The sequence below is a fragment of the Bacilliculturomica massiliensis genome, assembly GCF_900605495.1.
Classification (GTDB): domain Bacteria; phylum Bacillota; class Clostridia; order Peptostreptococcales; family Anaerovoracaceae; genus Bacilliculturomica; species Bacilliculturomica massiliensis.
In genome coordinates, this window is record NZ_LR027591.1 from 25,311 (window position 1) to 44,382 (window position 19,072).

Genomic DNA, 19,072 nt, shown 5'->3' on the forward strand with positions numbered 1-19,072 from the left:
TTCCCGTCTCGCTGTCTCAACCCGTTTTCCGCCCGGCTGAGATCTTTGGGCTACTGATCCGTATCGGTCCGGTACACGCCCCACGGCCATTCCGCCGCTGTGCTGGGGCTCAGCGTGATATTCAGCATGATGGTCCTGGGCTTTGTCACGCCGTTCAGTCCCAGCACACCCAGCTTATAGACTCCGTTTTCACGCTGCAGAGCCGGTTCCGCCGCGTTCTCCGTTGCGCCGCCCGCGTTCATGGCTTTTACATCCGTCCAGGTGGCGTTGCTGCCGTAGATCCGTGCCTCAGCCGAGTAGCTTATGGAGCGGTCCAGCAGCGGCATTTCCATCTGAAGCTCCTTGTTGAAGGAAACGTTTGAGAAATACGGGAATCCGAAATTCCAGTACGTAGCGATCCCGTTCATAAAGGAGTTTGCCAGCTCCGGATCCGCGTCTCTGTCTACCAGGTTGCGGACGGAGAGCATCAGCTCAAGCCGGCCCAGATCCATGTTCATTATGTCTGCGCAGGCCGGCTGCGGGTAGGCTCCGCCCTTCTGCACCCAGGTGCCTCCGTACAGGCTGCTGGACAATATCTCCGCAAATGCATCTTCGTTCATAGCGCTGTAGGGGACAAAGAACTTCAGTCCCGCTCCCGTGGCCACGGGCACATCGTCGTATACGTAGTCCATCTGCAGCGTCCCCGCGCTCTCGCTGTTTGTTCCGCAGTTGTAATAGCAGCTGCGGAACGACCCGGCGGCGTTGTTCCCCGCCATGGCCTTGATGTTGGTGTTCGTCATATTCGATGAGATAAAGCATCCCGTGAAGCTGCCTGCGTTCAGTCCGGCAAAGCCCCCCGCCAGATCCTCCACTCTCGAAGAATGGTAAATTCCAAACTCCGTGTTGGACACAAAGGACGAGCCTTCCACCCGGCCCCGGTTTTCGCCGGTCAGACCGCCCAGATAAGTGACTCCTGCAAAGCCGGAATTGTTCACGCGCAGCTGTCCGGTCACCGTCACATTGACCAGCGCGCCTTCGTTTCTGGCCGCAATCAGTCCGGCGTATAAATTCCCGCTTCCGGGAGCCTCCGCGGCGACCGAAAGGTTGGTGAGATCCAGATTCTTCACCTTGCCATAGGTCCCCACCGTTCCGAAAAATCCGGCGTATCCACCGGCGTCCACCGTCACGCCGTCGATGGAGCGGCCGCCTCCGTCAAATGTTCCGTTAAAGGGTCTCTCTTCCGTACCGATGGGCTCCAGAGGACCCACGGCGGCAATATCAGCGCCCAGCCGGTAGATCTTATTCTCCGTGATCTCCTGTCCGCTGTTGATCCGCTCCGTCAGCCGGCGAAGCTCCTCCGCGGTGTTGATCACCACGTCCGCCGTCTCGCCGGTTCCCGGATTCCCCGCTCCGGAGCCTTTTAGAATGTCCTGAAGCTCCTGCGAGAAAATGAAATGATAGCGGATCGAGATCATCGGTTTCGTATATAGGTAATACGGCTTAGTGACCACGGGCGATGTCAGCTCGCCGCCCACAGTCACGGAGGCTGTGAGCTGGTCGCTCCCGCCCTCCGACGCGTCGTCCACGCTGACCAGATAATCGTTCTCCACCGGCACGCAGCGGAAGACTTCTCCAGTGAGCTTCATCGCCACTTCCAGCGCTCCCGCGCCCTGACTCAGCTTCCGATTGGCCGTGGCCTGGGTGAATTTCGAATAGGTTCCATTCTCAAAGTCCAGCGCCAGTACCGAGAGCCCCCTGGCCGCGCGGAACAGATCCGACGTTCCCGATTCCGCCGCGCTGTCCTGATAATACCCTGCGGGCGCTTTCTCAGCCGTGTTTACGCCCGACGCGCCCTCCACAGCCGTAACTCTGCCTGTCATCTGTTTATCGAACCAGCAGCCCGTCACATTCCCGGGGGTGATCCCATAGCTTTGTCCCGAACCGCCGCTCAGAAATGCTCCAGCCGCAAAACAGCCGGCTACAGCGCCCGATCCTCCGTTCTCAGCGGCGATCCCCGCCGCTGCGTTGGAGCCGCTGACGATTCCCGTGAAATAGGAATCCCTGATGGTTCCTTCGTTTTTCCCGGCGATCCCCGCCGCCTGAGGTCCGTCGACCACGCTCATGGAAAAACAGCGTTTTACCGCAGTTCCCGCTTCCGCAGAGCCTGCCAGCCCTCCTGCATAGCCGCTCTCCCCCGTGATCTTCAGGGACGTAAAGCAGTTTTCCACCACGGTTCCCGCCGTGATCCTGGCCGCCAGCCCGCCGGTCAGTCCTTCGCCCTGCACGGAGCCGCCCTGCATTCCCACATTGCGGATGACCGCGCCGGAGGCGGTCCCAAATAATCCCGCCTGACCGCTGGTCTGCTGATTCAGATCAAAGATCACGTGTTCCTGACCGTCGAAGGTGCCGCGGAAGGGATGTTCCGGGGTGCCCGCGGACGTCCAGCCTGAGAGCTGATCCATGTGGACATCATCCCCCAGAAGCACCACGCAGTTTTCAAAGCTGTCGGAGAAAGCCGCGTCCCCGTCGCCGTGTTTGTGATTTCCGTTGGGATTGCTCACATTGACGGTGCCGTTTACGATGGCCGAAAACTCTGCCAGCTCGCTGGCCGCAGAGATGGTATATGTCTTTTTGCCGTCGATGATCACCGGATCATCGTACCAGCATCTGAGATTGAACAGCATGTCGCGCTGGGTTCCGGAAAGTCCCAGTTTCAGCCAGATCATGCCGCTCTGATCCATCAGATATTTCGGATAGCCCAGCGCATCCTTCGTCGTCACCGCCGTCCCCCTGGGAACGTCCCACGTGATGGACTGCTGTGTGATCGTCAGATCGTCACCCGCATAGAGGATGCGCCCCTCGCTGGCCGAGGAGGCAAACGGCAGAAATTCCGCCGGGATCGCCGCATTCCGCACAGATTCTTTTACCCCAGGGACCAGCGCGCTTCCCGAAAGAATCTCATCGGAAAACACGGCAGGAACCGGGTAATATCCAGCCGCCGCGACCCAGCTGTCGTCAAATCCCCCGTAACCGACCATCTGCGAAGTACTCTTCGCGGCTGCCGAAACGCCCTCTCCGGCAGCGTAGACATTGCCGGCGGCGTTCTTGTCAAATACATTGCCCACAGACTGATTGCCCCCTGTGGACCGGCCCACGATGGCGCCCTCGCTGACCGCCTCCACATAGCCCGCCACAAAGTTCTGGCGGAAGATGGTATTGGAGGCAGCCGAAGCGATCCCGCCGGCCGCCGCGGCGTCACCCGTCAGCTGCACCGCTCCGGTGAAGAAATTGTTTTCCACCGTATTCAATTCAGGTCCGCCGGCGGACTCGCCGATCAGTCCCCCGGCTTTGGAAGCGCTGCCGCCGCCCATCAGGCCCGACGTCGCGAAGCAGCTGCGGACCGCAGTTCCGTTTTGAATGCGCCCCGCCAACGTTCCCGCCGGACCGCTTCCCGCGCTCAGGTCCCACTCTCCGGAGAGGATGCCCGTATTCTCCAGCGTCGCCCCCGAAGTTTCGCCAAAGAGACCTACTGCGCTGTCTGTGGCTGTGATGTGCAGGCCTCCCAGCACGTGCCCCATGCCGTCGAATCCGTAGACGAAGGGCTGCGCTGCCGTTCCGATGGGACGGAAGGGCTTATACGCGTTCATATCGTTGATATCCCTGCCCAGCATGATGCGGTAAAGCGTCCTTGTGGTCGTATCGCCGGAGACGGACTCTCTGTCCGCCGGCACGTAAAACGAGCTGTCCGTCAGGGACACGCCGTTTCCGTCCTCCACGCCCCCTGCGATCTTCTCCGCCAGCAGCGAGATAAGTCCTGTTTTGTCCCCTTCCTCCAGCACTGCGGCCGCCGCCTGCTGCAGCGCCGGCCTGGCTCCGGGGTCGCCGGTCACTTCCGTCAGAAGCGCCAGCCCCTGCAGCTGGTCCGCCGTGTAAAGCGTCCAGCCCAGCTTCTCTGTCACCGTAGTCTTGACAGATACGGTCCCGTCTTCTCCTGTCTCCGCCGCCGCGGTCCGCACCGGCTCGCAGGACCACATGCCTTTGGGATTGATCACGTACCAGCTGAAATCCGCAATGCCGGAGGCCTCGGTACTGGCCGTGAACTCCCTGGTCTTTTCAAAACCTCTCCACCTGAGAGTCACCGCAGCAGGCGTGTTGGCTCCCGTGGCCACCCCCATGGCCCCGCTGCTGGTAAAGCGCATCTCCGGACAGACGACCGCCGCCGGGGACGTTTCATCCTCAAAGGTGATGAAAACATTCTGGTATTTATTTTCTCCCGCTTTTCCGGCGCGGGTCATAAACAGCGCGATCGAATGGAACTTGACCTTTTCCGCCAGTTTTACAGCCTCAGGTGAGACGGAAACGGCGTGAGTCAGTATGGGGAATACTCCCTTTTCCATGGTCCAGGAGCTGCTCTGCCAGGAATCCGCCGGCATCTCCGCCGGTCTGGTCCCCGAAGCCATATTCCAGGTCTGGTTTTTCCCGTTCATAGCAGGCTTTACGCTGCCCTCATAAGGCCGGTAAGCGTTTCGCGGATTCTGAGGATAATAGGTAAAGTGACCGTAGATATCCAGATTCATCGACCTGTACGGATTGAGGTCATAGCGGTACATACAGTTGACGATGCCGGCCGACAGCAGGTCGTCCGCCTGCTCCTGCACAGTGGGCACGCCTGTCAGCTCGTCGTCGGTGATGGTATTTCCCAGCGCGTCGGAGCTGTCAAAAGCCGGCTGCCCGGTCTCGATTACGAGACCGCTCTTTCCGATGAGTCCGCCAAGTGCGCTTTCCCGTCCGCCGGACACCAATCCGCTCTGATACACCTCGTTCATCGTCAGACCGAAGCCCGGCGATCCCGCGCCCTGGGTGTCGCTGTTGCTCAGGGCGGGGGAATTATAGCCGATAACGCCCCCCAGGATCCCGTCGTTTCCGCTGTAGGAAACGTCGGCGCCCACGGCCACCTGCGCCAGCGACGTTATCTTCGGATTCTTTTCGCCGGAATGATCGATTATCCCGATCAGACCGCCGGCCGTGCGGACGCTGGAAACGCTGCCGCAGACCTCCGCCCTCTCCACCGTCACGTCGGCCACCAGAATTCCGCCCGCCAGAAGGCCCGCGTTCTGATTGCCGCTCCTTCCCTGAAGGTCGGCCGCCACCGTGATATCCGAGAGTCTGGCCGCCAGTGTGTTTCTGCCGTCGATACAGCCGATCAGACCGCCGGCGTACACGGTGTCTCCCGATGGGATATGCATGATCCCCTCCGAATCCAGGGCGATATTGCGGAAGGTCCCCCCTCCCGCATAAGCCGCCAGACCGCCGGAATAGACTTTGCCCGACGCGGAAAATTGGCTGGTCCTGACGCCCCGGACAGTGAGATCCTCCACCGTGGCCGTGGCATTCACCCGGCCAAAAATACCCTGATAGGTATAGGTCACCCCGGCGTCCGTGGTGACGACAGTCTGAAGGGATACATTTTCGATGGTGCTGTTATTGCCATGCAAAGTACCGCTCAGGCCCATGGCCGGAGCGAAAGAGTAATCGTCCATATGCAGCGTGATGGGGCCGCCTGCCGTTTCCTCCGGCGTCACCTCCGCTATAATATAATGTACGCTCTGGTTGTCCCTGCCCTTTGACACAAAACGGACAAAGTCCAGAAACACATCTTCATTGTAGATGATGAAAGGATCGCTTTCCGTCCCGGTACCGTAGTCGAAAGCCTTCAGTCCCGCCGTATAATCTACGTCCAGTTCAAAACCGGCGTTCGAGCGATATTGGGCGGTCAAAGTACCTTCCTCGGTCAGGGTGTTTTCGGGCAGTATCACGTATTGATCGGAGCCCTCCGCCCGAACCATCATGGCCGTCTTCGCGCCTCCGGCGTTTACGTAATAAAGAGCCTCCGGCGTCACAGTCACCACAAAACCTGCGGGGCCGAATCCGGCCGCAGCCATGGGTTGGGCGCCATCGGCGGTCTCCGCCGCCCCGGCTGCTCCCAGGGCTTCCCCCGTCACCGCGCCCTCGCTCACGCCTTCTTCCTTCACGGCTCCGGTTCCAGCGGTTTCCTCTTTCACCGCACCTGCGCTCACGGACTCTGCCGCCGCGGCGGCTCCGCTGACGGCCGTCGGTTTTACTTCATTTACCGTGATGCTGCTGAACTTGATCCCCTGAAGATATTCGCTGGATGCGTCCGCGTCCAGGAAAAAGATCCTCCGGGCGGACATCTCCGATATCTGTCTCGTCTCTTCATCCGCGCTGCCGGCGAAAGCCGCCAGTTCCGGATAGCTGCCCGCCGCATCACGATCTGTAAACAGGGAGGGGTTCAGAACGTCTGCACGAATCCGATCCGCCAGCATACCGTTGTTCCCGCTGTCCTTGTCGGTGCCGATATTGGTCACCCGCCCCGCGATCTGTTTATCATAATACACGTTGGCAAGGGTCTTTATCCCAAAGCCGGCGGAAGCGTAGCCCACGATGCCGCCCCGTCCGCCTGCGCCGTGGACCTGACCGGCAAAGTACACGTTTTTGACGCTGTCCGAACTGGCGCCGGTCTTATTGCCCATCAGACCTCCTGCGCCCTTGTCCGCCGTGATCACCGCGTTGACATAACAGTCCTCGATGGTGGCCGTCTGCTTATCCGCAAATCCCACCAGACCGCCTGCATAATCATCTCCGTCTATTCTGCCGAAGGCGAAACTGCGCAATACCTTCAGCGATCCCGTCTGAAAACCGACGATCCCTCCCAGCTTATCATCCTTCGCCGACCTGTTCTCTACGGCAGTGCTGCTGATCCGACCCGCAAAAAAGCTGTCGTACACCCTGCCGTCGTAGTTGTTATAGGCGGCAATTCCGCCCACGCACATTCCAGCGAGCTCTCCTGTAAAGGAACAGCCGGAAATGGTCTTGCTGTTATTGATAAAGCCCGCGACTCCTCCTACATTGGAAGGATATCTTGAATTTGGGGCTTCGTTTACCTTCAGATAGCTGTTTCTTACATGCGAATCCACGATCTCACCGGAATTATTGCCCGCCAGACCGCCGTATCCGTCGTTATTGGCCTCGCAGGAATTCAGGTCCAAAACAGCGTTCAGATTTTCCACAGAACAGTTTCTGACCGATCCGCTTATTTTGCCGATCAGGCCGCCGAAGCTGTTCATGTTGTTGTTGTTTCCCGAACCGCCGGCCCGATAGTCGCCGATCCGTACATTTATATCGCCGAGGGATACGCGGTCGAAGGTGCTGTTCATAAGGTCTCTGCCGGCAAGTCCCCCGCAATAGAATCCGCTTTTCACGTTTTTGAGATAAAGCTCCAGACCGCTCACTGTAACTCCGGTCACCTTCGTGTTTCCTATATTGCCAAACAGAAGGCCGAAGCTGGCGTCATCCACATCCAGAGCGGCGCCCGAGATCCCCGCCGCGGCCGCCTCAAAGGAAAGATCCTTCACTTCGGCTCCGGTGGCGTTTCCCAGCAGACTGCGGCTGCTCTGCGCAAATTGAACGTCCGCCAGCGCAGCGCCCTCGCCGTTCAGCGATCCGCAGAACGCCCCCTGATTGTAATCCGGCAGCGGCAGAATGGGCGTGTTCAGGCTGATCGCTGAAGCGCTGATCATAAATTCACTGCCGCAGGGCGCGCCCCCTGCCTGCCAGTAATCCAGAAACTTATAAAACTCGTCCTCGTCCAGGATGATATTGTCCGCCTTTGGAGGCGTCAGCTCGATCCGGGATGCGGAGAGTCCAAATTTCATTTCCCCTGCCGTGAACACCCCGGAACGCTGGATCTTCTTTCCGACGATATTGCCGGGATACGTATTGTACACGCCCGCGATCTCCGTCTCCACGGCGGCGTTCATCACCGCAGAGCCAGTGGCCGGAGCTGGAAGAGTATTCATGGGATCCGAAGCAGTGGAAAGATCGGACAGGCTTTTCACCAGATCCGCGTACTCAGAAGAGACCGTGATCCCGCTCTCCGTGACGTTGTTCAGCATCACCGCGTCGCCGGCCTGCAGGCTTTCCGCCCACATCAATCTCGGATAATGATCGGAGGCGGTCAGCCACACGGCCCCGGAACTGGTGTCCGGCACAGCAGACACATTCTTCAGCCCGCTGAAGCTCTCGGAACAGAGGACCGCCGTACTCGTTGCCGTCACCGCCAGCGTTCTGCCATTATCGTAGACTGCAGGGCCGTTGGCCGTCACATCGCAGTCGTAAAAGACCCGGTCGTTTTCACTCAGGTTTCCGTTGGCCAGTCCTAAAATGCTTCCCGGCTGGGGAACCGTGATCCCGCCGGAAAAATAGGAATTGGAAATGGATCCTGTTCCGGAAGCGGTCACGCCCGCCAGACCGCCTGCCAATACAGACGGCGTCTCGTTGACGGCGCTGACGGACCCGGAGCAATAGGAATCGATCACCTTGACGCCGCGGCCGGCCACCCCGCCGCCTGCGTGGACTATGGAAAGGCTTCCCATGGCAAAGCTGCCTTCTACGGTGCCCGAACCTGACGTGCCCAGCCCCACGATCCCGCCGGCGCCCCCGTCCGTAGCGCTCTCTCCGCTTCCGCCCCACAGGATATCCGCATCCGAGATACACTGATAGATGTAACCTTTTTTTATGTCTCCCGCGATGCCGCCCACAGCATTCCGGCCCTGCGAGTCGGCTCCGCGGATGGATCCGCCATAGATACAGCCCTGCAGTGTAGGCTCGTCCCGGCTTCCGGGATTGTCTTTCGATTTAAAGTTCCCGAGAATACCGCCTATCTTCATAAAAAAGCCCACGCTGGTGTCAAACCTGCCGGGATCCGTTTCTGTCCGGCTGCTGCCGAAGGTGATATCCCCGTTGACGATGCAATTAATCGCGGCCGTGCCTGATCTTTTCGCCGTCAGCGATTCGTACACGCCGATCATGCCGCCGACGCCGCGCTCCCTGTCGCCGCTGTTGTCCTTTGTCTCTCCGCCGGAATGGATGCTTCCGATAAAGACACAGTTTGCCACCGTACCCGTACTGTAACCCGCGGCTCCGCCGAATCTGGCGGGAAAAACATCGCTTCCGCCGCCGTTTTTCTGCAGCTCAATGCCCGCATTTCCGCCGCTGTCCGGCGCATAAATGCGTGTATTTGCGATCAATCCGCCGTTGAAACCAGCCACAACGCCCAGAGCGCTGTCCCTGGTGTTCATTCGGCCGTCCGTCACGGAAAAAGCAGTGTCGGAGAACACGAGACCGTCTACCCGGGCCGCCGCTCCCAGCGTACCAAAAAATCCGTAACGCTCCGTGGTCTTGGTCACTTTGACTTGCGCTCCATCTTTATTCGTATAGGTAAAATCGTTTGTATAGGTAAAGCTGCTGATCGTTTTTCCGCCGCCGTCAAAGACTCCGTTAAACGCATAGGCGGAGCCGATGGGGATCCACATGGATTCCCATCCGCCGTCAGCGGCCGATATATATGTGCCGTTAAATGAAGACAGATCCACATCCGCTCCCAGCCGAAAATATTTACCTTCAAATCCGCTGATGATGATCTCCGGCGTAACGTAGGACACCGTCAGAGCCATGGGCATCGCCATTGCCTCTTCCGTGGCCGTCTCCATATCCAGGTCAAGGGCCCCATCGGAAGAAACGCCCTCCGGCGTCACCGCCGGAGGCGTGGATACCTGACCGGCGTCCTGCTCCCCATCGGAGCCCCCATCCGGAGCGGGATCCCCGCCGGACGTACTTCCCCCGCCGTTCCCTTCGGTATTTCCACCGGCATTTTCACCGCTTCCGTCCGGCGTGTCTGAGGGGGCGCCCCCCTGGCTTCCCGACCCGCCGCCGGATACATCGTCTCCGCCGCTTCCGCTTCCGGAAGCACTGCCTCCGCCGTCGCCGGAATTTCCGCCGGCCGTTTCGCCGCCGCTATTGCCCCCGTCGTTTCCTCCCGGGTTTTCTCCGCCGGTGTCAGAGCCGCCCGCGGAGCTGTCTCCCTCCTGGGATCCGCCGTCTCCGGTCCCAGACGTGTTCCCGGACGTTTCCGATCCGTCGGGAACGCCGCTTCCGGACGGACCGCCCGCGCTGCCGCTGCTGTCGCCTCCCGACGCGGACCCCCCCCGCACACATCCCTTTTCCCCCACCCCGCCCTTCTCCATTTCTATTTTTTTTGTGCTTTTTTTTAACCCAATTTGGGTTGAAAAAAAAGCCGGCGGAACCCGCCGCTCTGCCCCGCGCCGTCGGACGTCCCGCCGGTATTCTGTCCGCTTCCGGAGCTGCTGCTTTCGGAGCTTCCATTCTGACTTCCACCGCCCGCCGCCGGGCCGCTTCCTTCTCCGCCTGTAGACGAACTGCCTGCGCCCGTATCCGTGGTCAGTTCCCCAGTCAGTCCTGCAAAACACAGCTGCCGGACTGCAGATGAAAGACCGGCGCCAAGGGGCTCTGAACCGCTCTCTGCGCTGTGGCTGTCTTTTTTCTTCGGCTCAGCACCGTTCTCTGTCCCGGAATTCGCCGTACTCTCTGTCTTGGACGTCTCCGTCTTCCCTTCGCTGGCCGTATCCTTCGGAGTATCAGCAGAAGCGTCTTCTCCCGTCCCCTTGCCGCCGGGTACCGTCTCCGATGCTCCGCCGCCGTCAGATGTTCCGCCACCGTCAGACGTTCCGCCGCCGGCATTTTCATCACCTGCGTTTTCCGATCCCGGCGTATCATTTCCCGGCGTCTCATTCTGCGGTCCGCTCTGATCAGACGGGCTCTCCCCGGAAGGGGAACCGCCGTTTTCTTCCGTCTGTCCCGGCGTCTCACCCGCGGGACCGCCTGCTCCCGAACCGCCGTCCCCGGGGACGTCTCCCTCATCCGCGCTTCCTGGTCCCAGCGAGTCCGGCGTAGTGAGATCGGTTCCTGCCGCCCCGCCGGTGACCGTATTGGGCGCTTCTTCCAGACCGTTCAATTCCAGCGTCACAGCAGACATAGAAACAACGCCCGGAAAGGATCCCAGATCCATCTCCGCCATCCACCGCGCAAGGCCGTATATGTCCTCCACCGTATTGAGCAGATAGGGATACTCCGCCGAAGATCCCGGTTCGTTTCCTTCACCGTATGCGGCGTATCTGCTGTCTTCCGCATTAAACCAGCCGTAGGAAGGCACGATGATCCGGCTTTCTGCGGCCTGGGTCCTGCCGGGATTCAGCGAAAAACAAAAACAGGACACGACAATAAGGTCGAAAATAAGCACCAGAGAAATGATCCTTCTGGTAAGCTCATTGTAATATGACCTCCAATGTCCTCCCTGTTTTCTGTTTTTCAAGAATCCTCTTAATAATTTCATAAACACTTGCCTCGTCTGCCGGAAGCATCCGGCAGCTGACTATTCTATGCGGCAGACTATTCCGCCGCGCCGAACGTTTCCACCATAGTGAGGTCGGCCCATTCCACATGATCCGACTGCTTTGCCTGCAGGCGAATAACGATGCGCACCGGCAGACCCGCAAATACATTTTCCGTCTTCGGGCCATCGTAACAAAACCGGATGGAACCGTTGTCCTCCGTAAATACTTCCACCGGCTCTCCCGTCTGCAGGGCGCTTTCCGTGACGGCCGGCACTCTGGCGGTACGCGTCCACCATTCCCCCGCCATGATCCCGGAGTCCGTCACCTTTTGCAGCGCAAATCCTCCGTCTCCCGTTTTCAGACTCAGATTCAGATATTGATCGTCCTGCGGCGCGGACAGCGCGCCGTTGGTAATATAGATCGCCGTGGAGGATGTGACGTTTCCCGTCCCCCCATCCTCCCAGACCGTATACTGGATCTGGAATCTGACGTCCGTGTCGATGGAAGACTTGTTGGTCAGAGTGAATGAGGAAAACAGATTCTTCCCGGGAACCATCAAGCCGTTCTCCGCCGTATAATTGACTTCATAATGCACCTTGCCTGATTCCAGCGTGAAGGCGCTGTCGTTTTTGTCCGTGAACCAGGCGTAGGATCTGTTGGCGTTGTACGCCCCCACCAGAAAGCCCAGCAGGATCAGCGCGGCCGCGATCTTGTAAATGATCCCGCTGTTCCACGGATTATTCTGTTGTCCGCCAGTCTTTTTCACCTGGATCACCATCCTTTCGGCCTGTTCTTCTCCTTCTGGCAAACTCAAGCTCAAACGCCAGCCAAAGGATGACCAGCGCCACAGCTCCGATCTTCACCGCCTGTCGGTCGAAGGCCATCACCAGATAGCCCGCGTAAGGCACCGTCAGGATCACCTTCCCCTCCGCCCTCGAAAGCACCACAGGTTCCGGGTCGATGCTGTTGTTGGCGTCGCCCTTGGTCTCCGCCAGATCGCCGTCAATGGACACGATACGGTGGGTGAATCGTTTCACTTCCCCCGACCCCGTCGAACGGAAAGTCACGATATCTCCCGGTTCGTACTGTGCCTGCGGTCTGACTACCACCATGCTCCCATAGGGCAATGTGGGTTCCATACTGCCTGACACCACGGCCAGAGATCTATAGTCTGTAAAAACAGATAGATTCAGCAGAAGCGCCAGCAAAAGCAGTACGATGAGCACCGCGTTCAGCGCCGCGCGAAATACGATACTGTCACTTATCTTCTTCATGTTCCGACTCCCGGTCAAGCTCCGCCTCCGCCTCGCTGCGGATGATGTTCACGATATCTCCAATGTTGAAAATCACGATGAGAAGCAGCGGAGCCAGCACGAGAAAAATGTAGCCGTACTTGCTGGCCGCCACGTTGACGAAAGACCCGAACAGCGCTGAGCTGAACACTACCTTTCCCAGCAGGTTTTCCCCATATACCACATAAGGGTCCTTTATGGCGTTGGCGTCCCCCTTTGTGATAAAGCAGAGACGGCCTTTCTCATCTGTTCCCACTTCTGCGATCCTGTGAGTGTTGATCTCTCCCATGATCGCCGGATCTCTGGAATAAAAAGAGATCACATCCCCCTCTTCCAGGTCTTCCGGGTCAGTTTCCTTTACAAAGACCACCGCTCCCTCCGGTATATTGGGCTCCATGCTGCCCGATACTACCCGCAGCAGCGAGATCCCCCAGAGCTGGGGCGCGTCTCCTTTTTCTGTTGTAAGCACCGTCCACAGCGCGGCGATGGCGATCACGATAGCCCCCACAGCCGCCGCAGTAACGGCGATATCGATCCACTTTGACGTTTTCTTCAATGCTACTCTTCTCTTTTCCTTCAGCTCCCCATTTTACCAGGCCTTATACCGGCTGCCGCCGCGGCCTGTCTTTCTGTCTGCCGCCACGGTCTCCCGGACTCCTACTGGGCCAGCGTCGTGCTCACAGAGAACAGCCCCTCCGTTTTCAGCAGCGTAAAGCTGTTTCCCGCAGCAGCGCCCGTTCCCGTCTGCGCCTCAGGGCCTTCTCCTTCTGCCACGAACTGCACCCGATACTGAAGTTCCAATGTCTCGCCGGACTTCAGCGAAAAATTCCTGTCGAAGAAGAACTCCTTATCCCTTCCCAGAAACCGATACGCCTGCTCCTCATATATACCGGAGCCCTCCGCCTTCTTTAAAATAGAAAGCCGCAGCGCGTCAGACAAACAGTCCTCAGCGGAATCCGTCGGGATCTGACCGTACTCCGTACCGGCATCGTCCCGCCGATAATTCTTCACATCGGAAAGTCCCAGATAAACCCTGCAGGCGCCGCCGTTGTTCTGTATGGATACCAGATAGGTCAGCGTATCCCCCGGCTTCATGTTTTCCGCCCTCATGATGGCGTTTCCATCCTTTGACGGAAGAGGATTTCCATCCTGATCCGTTATGGTAACGTTCACGGAAAGGGACGGCGACGCAAAGCGAAATGCGTCTGTAAACGGCGTCATCCAGTTGATGAACCACGCCAGCGTCACGGCGGCCAGCATCAGCAGCGTCAGAAACAGCACGATCACGCCGCGCCTGAGCTGCCTCCGCCTATCCATCGGACTCCTTCTTCAGATCTGTCTGCGGTCCGGCTTCCGCCTGCCGCATATTATTGTAGATCGCCATCTGTTCCTTCTCCGCTCTGCGCCGGGCTGCTTCATTCGCCCTGCGCACCGCTTCCATCCGGCGTTCCATTTCTAGTTCTTCCGCCGTCTTTTCCGGCGGCTTCTTTCCATCGTCTTTGTTCTTTTCTTTCTCTTCCAACGCTTTCAGGCGTGCTTTCTCTTTCTCTTCAGCCTCCCTGGCTTTGGCTTTTTCCTTTTCTTCCAGCGCTTTCAGACGGGCTTTTTCCTTCTCCGCCGCGGCCTTCGCCTTGGCTTTTTCCTGTTCGGCCAGCGCTTTCGCCTTCGCCCGTTCTTTCGCTTTTTCTTCCGCGGCTTTCAGGCGGGCTTTCTCCCGCTCTGCCGCGGCCTTCGCCTTAGCTTTCTCTTTCTCCGCGGCCTCCCTGGCTTTGGCTTTTTCCTTCTCTTCCAGCGCTTTCAGACGGGCTTTTTCCTTCTCCGCCGCGGCCTTCGCCTTGGCTTTTTCCTGTTCGGCCAGCGCTTTCGCCTTCGCCCGCTCTTTGGCCTTTTCCTCCGCGGCTTTCAGACGGGCTTTCTCCCGCTCTGCCGCGGCCTTCGCCTTAGCTTTCTCTTTCTCCGCGGCCTCCCTGGCTTTGGCTTTTTCCTTCTCTTCCAGCGCTTTCAGACGGGCTTTTTCCTTCTCCGCCGCAGCCTTCGCCTTGGCTTTTTCTTTCTCCTCCAGCGCCTTCTTTTTAGCCTGCTCTTTCTCCCTGGCCAGACGCTCTTTTTCCTTCTGTTTCTCTTTTTCCAGCCGCTTTTTTTCGGCGGCGGCCTGACGCTGTTCGATGCGGGCCTGGGCTCTGGTGATCTCTTCTATGATCACTTTCCTGACTTCCACGTCGGGAATATCGTAGTCGTCTACAATTTCTTCCACGATCTGTTTCACGAACTTGGGTTTGATCTTTTTGCGTCTTTTTACATTCTGATCGATGGGACGCTCGTCGTTTTCCAGCAGAGACTTGAACACCGTATAATTCAGAATCATATTTGTATACATCTGATACAGATATTCTTCATCAAAATCAAGCGCCGTCTCCTTAACGTCGATGCTGTAGCCCACATCATCGTACTGTTCCAGAAAGGCCCACAGCGTGTAACACTTTTTGTAGTTCGGATCCTTCATCAGAAGATTGGTCCGCTGGACAGGGGATCTCACCTCTGAAGTTCCGGACATGATCTCCATGAACGGAGAGCGCTTGAATTCCATTACGATGCGGCGCACCCTGTCGATCCGCTTAAACACGTCCATGTGCTGGGCGTCCGTCTCCATGTAAGACTGTTTATTTTTGATGTTCATCTCCAGCGTGTAACTGATCGCCTCGTAATCGTCTTCCATCTCCGAGGCAATGCTCAGCCGGGATTCTTTTTCGTCCCCGGTGGACCAGAATATGATGTCCGTCCGCTTATCGATAAAGGTGACCAGCCGTTTGATCAGCGTGTAGATAAAACGGTTTTCGTAAAGGTTGTAGCTCTCCTCTGTGGTAACATTCAATATCTTGGTAGGCTGAATGTTACCCCCCTTGATCTCTCCGATAAACTGCGTGTTTCGGGCCAGATGCTTTACGGAGTCCGCGGTTATCTTTTTCGCCAGCTCGATGGGCACCACGGCCTCGTTGGAGGCGATGAAGCGGCGGGGCTTTGAAATGATCGCGTCTATGGCCGTGATCCCCTCTTCCACCCTGGTGAGCCACTTTTCATCCACTTCTTTATGTAAAATACGGTTGGTCTGCTGTATGGTGTGGGGACTGCACTCCAGGAGCTCGAACAGATACTGGTAGTACGCGTCGTTTTCCAGAGTCCTGGCGACTTTATTCCGATATCGCAGATAAAAATCGTTCAGCGTGGCAGCCATGGCCTGTTCCCTCCTCTCCCGCCGATGCTAGAAGAGATTCTGTATCTTAAGCAGATATCTCTTGGATTCCGGCAGTCCTGATTTGCCGAATGTTTTTTCCACAAAGGCGATCAGTTCTTTTATCTCATCCCTGACATAGGAAATATTCATACTCTCAAATTTTTTCAGGATCTTTCTGCCGATGATGTAGTCAAGCGCCTCGCCCTCCGTGCCTCCGCAGGCCACGTAGACGGGAACGAAGTCCTCCATCTGGCGCAGAATACGATTTCCGAACGACATCTTGAACCGCGTCATCAGATAGCCGTCCAGCTTATCCAGTTTGGTCCTCATGGCGGGACTGATGGGGAAATCCTCCTTTGCCTGAGCAAAAAGACTGTTCAGATACCCGGTCGAAATGTTGACGGCCTCCGTATCCGGCGCCTCAAAGGGCTCCGCCTTTTCATTGATCTCGATGGGAATAGCCCGGTCGTACACTTTGTCGGTGATCGTAAATGTGGAATCATCATTGTTGGCCGTACCAACAAACCAGATATTGGGCGACACCTTCAGCTTGCCCTCCGACATCAGTTTCGGATCGCCGGGCCAGCCCACGGGCACCAGATCCACGAGCCATTCGTCCACGGACGGCATTTCAAGCACGGACAGCATTTCCGCGAAATAGTATTCCACCCGGGCCAGATTCATCTCGTCCAGTACGATAAAACTGGGTTCTTCCCTGTATCCCGCCTCGTAAACGCTTTTCAGGAACTCCGTCTCGTTGAAGCGCTTCGTAAATTCATTGAAATATCCCAGCAGTTCCGTGCGGTCTCTGTAAGAAGGCTGCACGGAGACCAGGGCCGCCGGATTGTTGAGAAACCTGGAAAAAGAATAGGGAAGACTGGTCTTTCCCGTTCCGCTGATTCCCTCCAGAATCAGGATCTTTGTGGAAGCCATTCCCGCCACAAAGAGCCGGATGATTTCTTCCTTATAGTACAGGCCCATGCGGGAGCAGGCGTAATTCCTGTACCGCGCGATGAGGTCCTCCAGACTGATGCTCTCGTTAAAGACCGGGGCCTGATAGTCCTCATATTTTTCATCCACCATAGACAGCTTCGTAAAGCGCTGTTCTCCGGTTTCTGTTTTCTTCTCTTTTTCCTTCAGACTGACCAGTTGATCCGCGTCGTCCGGATTCAGTCCAAGCTGAGACACCTGCATGGCCATGATCTTATTCTTTTCGTCGATCAGGTCCACCACCTGGCGATTCAGCGCGCCGATCTCCCGCAGCAGATCTTCCTCATCCAGCTTATCCCGCTTCCGGGCGATCTTCCGTTTGATGTAGAGGACCAGTTTCAGGACCAGAAGCACCACCACTGCTATGAGCAGCGCCGCCAGCAGCACGGCCATCACCCACTGAAAGGGGCCGAAGAAGGCTGCGTAGCTCATGAAGATGGTGACGTATTCCTTTACATCGGTAAAAAACAACTTCAGAAAAGCGCCTCCGATGGTAGCGAAAAAGCCGAATATATTAACGGCGATCATGCCAAGCAGTTCATAGGCCAGCTTTAAAAACTCGCTCATGCTCTTCTATTCCTCTTTTCCAGATTCTCCGCTCTTTTCTGACGTGTGGGCAGCCCCGCGCTGCGCTGCCGCTCTGGCCGCTGCCGCTCTCGCCGCCGCGGCTTTTGCAGCTGCTGGAACTGCGGCATCGGCCCCGGCCTGAGCTTCCGCCGGCCTGTCTTTTGACCGATCCTCCGGCTCGCCGGCTTCCCGCGATCCATTCTCCCGTTCCGCCTCCAGCTTTTTGCGGACTTCTTCCTCGATCTGCTGTCTCGACGCCTCGCCCGCTTCTCTCACCGCTTCCTTTTTCATCTCTATGATGAGAAGGATCAGCTTATACAGCTGCCAGATAAAGAACAACAGGAGCGGCAGTACGATGATGACGAGGAATCCGGTGCTCGAACTGAGTATATTCAGGATCTGTCCCATAACCGGGATCTTAAAGCAGTACTCGCCGATAATATCGCCCTGAGAGACGATCAGATTATCCGGCAGCTCGTTGGCGTCACCTTTGGTCATGAACTGGATCATACCATTTTCGTCGTGTTTTTCAATGATCCTGTGGGTATTGATCGCCCGTTGATTCTCGATCAGCGTCCAGTAAGCGATGATATCGCCTTCCTGCAGCTGCGCCGCGTCCACAGCCTTGACGACGATCAGGTCATTCTGACCGAACTCCGGTCTCATGGAATCTGTCAGCACCGACATGGGCGTGTAGCCCCCGATGCTGGCCACCCCGGTCTCGCTCTTTGCAGAAAATGTGACGATGGAGAAAAACGCCGCAATAATGACCACAAGCCAGAGCAGCACGTTCAGTGCCACATTCAGCACTTTTGACGCAGTTTTCATTCCTTCTTTTTCCTTTCGTGTTTCAATGCAGGCCGGCCGCCCCTACCGCAGCCGGACGCCGCGTCGTATGCAGCGGAAACGGATCCCTCTTTATAATCAGACCTGGCCCTCAAAGCGCAGCCTTCCGCTGAAGGTGGCCTTGATCACCTTATCGATGCAGTCATCGTCGTCTCCCTCGATCCACACCCGCACCGTCACTTTTTTCGGCGTCTCCGCCGTCAGCGAAAACAGCTTCGCGTCGGCGTCGCCTGTCTTGGCCTTGGTAAAAGTGTCCTGCGTCCCCTTCCCGAGCACGCTTAGCGTGGTGGAGCCCACCTTATGAGGTTCGTAGATGACGGAGGACCCTCCGTCGGGAGCAAAGGATACCCGGATGCAGTTGAGCACGTCGGCCTTCCCACCTGTTTCCGACGTGGAAAAATCGGTGCCGTCCTTCTGTCCCGCTATGCTGTCCTCCTCAGTCAGATACACGTCCATGTCCTGGCTGGAGATAAAGTACAGATCAAATTCCAGAAAGTTTTTGGAGGAGCTCAGCACCTCCGCCGCCTTTTGATCGTGAAGTTTTTTTCCGTCCTCAGAAGTCAGCGGCGCCAGCTTGACGTCGTCCAGGCCGAAACCCAGCGCTTTCTGGATCGCCCTGTCTATATCTGAGCTTTCCAGCACCGACTTATAGGAATCGATGGTGTTGCCGTGGGATTCCGTATCAAACTTCAGATAGGCTCCCGCCGTCACTTCCATATCTATCGTCGTGATCTTCGTGCTCAATGAAAGCGTGAACCAGGCGTAGGTCGCCGTTGCCAGAGCGATCAGCGCCAGCGCAATCATTGTGAAGGTTATATTCAATCTTGTCTTCTGATCTCTGCTTATTTTCATGTTCCCACACTGTTTCTTCTCAGAGTATCGGCGGACGTCTCCCA

General features: G+C 57.4%; 10 protein-coding genes. All 10 read right to left on the reverse strand.

Features of this window, described 5'->3' with window-relative positions:
- Positions 1–50 precede the first annotated feature (50 nt).
- A complete protein-coding gene (locus E0E37_RS00570) occupies positions 51–10,067 on the reverse strand; it encodes a M26 family metallopeptidase (protein ID WP_130861036.1) in 10,017 nt (3,338 codons plus the stop codon).
- A 38-nt stretch (positions 10,068–10,105) separates the two neighbouring features.
- A complete protein-coding gene (locus E0E37_RS00575) occupies positions 10,106–11,248 on the reverse strand; it encodes a hypothetical protein (RefSeq protein WP_130861037.1) in 1,143 nt (380 codons plus the stop codon).
- 56 nt (positions 11,249–11,304) lie between these two features.
- The gene (locus tag E0E37_RS00580) at positions 11,305–12,015 is read right to left on the reverse strand and encodes a hypothetical protein (protein WP_130861038.1); all 711 of its coding nucleotides are present in this window, start codon (positions 12,013–12,015) and stop codon (positions 11,305–11,307) included.
- Positions 11,987–12,523, reverse strand: coding sequence for a signal peptidase I (locus tag E0E37_RS00585; RefSeq protein ID WP_130861039.1), 537 nt, complete (start codon positions 12,521–12,523; stop codon positions 11,987–11,989). The genes E0E37_RS00580 and E0E37_RS00585 overlap by 29 nt, the downstream gene beginning before the upstream one ends.
- On the reverse strand, positions 12,507–13,097 hold the full coding sequence (locus tag E0E37_RS00590) for a signal peptidase I (RefSeq protein ID WP_165445137.1): 591 nt from the start codon (positions 13,095–13,097) through the stop codon (positions 12,507–12,509). The genes E0E37_RS00585 and E0E37_RS00590 overlap by 17 nt, the downstream gene beginning before the upstream one ends.
- Positions 13,098–13,198: 101 nt before the next feature.
- Positions 13,199–13,858 (reverse strand): M73 family metallopeptidase, encoded by a 660-nt coding sequence (locus E0E37_RS00595; RefSeq protein ID WP_130861041.1) that lies wholly within the window; start codon positions 13,856–13,858, stop codon positions 13,199–13,201.
- Complete coding sequence (locus E0E37_RS00600; RefSeq protein WP_130861042.1) at positions 13,851–15,773, reverse strand: hypothetical protein; 1,923 nt, start codon at positions 15,771–15,773, stop codon at positions 13,851–13,853. The genes E0E37_RS00595 and E0E37_RS00600 overlap by 8 nt, the downstream gene beginning before the upstream one ends.
- 27 nt (positions 15,774–15,800) lie before the next feature.
- Positions 15,801–17,330 (reverse strand): AAA family ATPase, encoded by a 1,530-nt coding sequence (locus E0E37_RS00605; protein ID WP_130861043.1) that lies wholly within the window; start codon positions 17,328–17,330, stop codon positions 15,801–15,803.
- Positions 17,331–17,336: 6 nt separating this feature from the next.
- The gene (locus tag E0E37_RS00610) at positions 17,337–18,158 is read right to left on the reverse strand and encodes a signal peptidase I (protein WP_130861044.1); all 822 of its coding nucleotides are present in this window, start codon (positions 18,156–18,158) and stop codon (positions 17,337–17,339) included.
- A 96-nt stretch (positions 18,159–18,254) separates the two neighbouring features.
- On the reverse strand, positions 18,255–19,028 hold the full coding sequence (locus E0E37_RS00615) for a hypothetical protein (protein ID WP_130861045.1): 774 nt from the start codon (positions 19,026–19,028) through the stop codon (positions 18,255–18,257).
- Positions 19,029–19,072 lie beyond the last annotated feature (44 nt).

What these genes read in the sequence shown, in the direction of transcription:
- E0E37_RS00575 (WP_130861037.1), bottom strand. Translation starts at nt 11,248, where the DNA reads ATGAAATTATTAAGAGGATTCTTGAAAAACAGAAAACAGGGAGGACAT.
- E0E37_RS00585 (WP_130861039.1), bottom strand. Translation starts at nt 12,523, where the DNA reads ATGAAGAAGATAAGTGACAGTATCGTATTTCGCGCGGCGCTGAACGCG.
- E0E37_RS00595 (WP_130861041.1), bottom strand. Translation starts at nt 13,858, where the DNA reads ATGGATAGGCGGAGGCAGCTCAGGCGCGGCGTGATCGTGCTGTTTCTG.
- E0E37_RS00600 (WP_130861042.1), bottom strand. Translation starts at nt 15,773, where the DNA reads ATGGCTGCCACGCTGAACGATTTTTATCTGCGATATCGGAATAAAGTC.
- E0E37_RS00605 (WP_130861043.1), bottom strand. Translation starts at nt 17,330, where the DNA reads ATGAGCGAGTTTTTAAAGCTGGCCTATGAACTGCTTGGCATGATCGCC.
- E0E37_RS00610 (WP_130861044.1), bottom strand. Translation starts at nt 18,158, where the DNA reads ATGAAAACTGCGTCAAAAGTGCTGAATGTGGCACTGAACGTGCTGCTC.
- E0E37_RS00615 (WP_130861045.1), bottom strand. Translation starts at nt 19,028, where the DNA reads ATGAAAATAAGCAGAGATCAGAAGACAAGATTGAATATAACCTTCACA.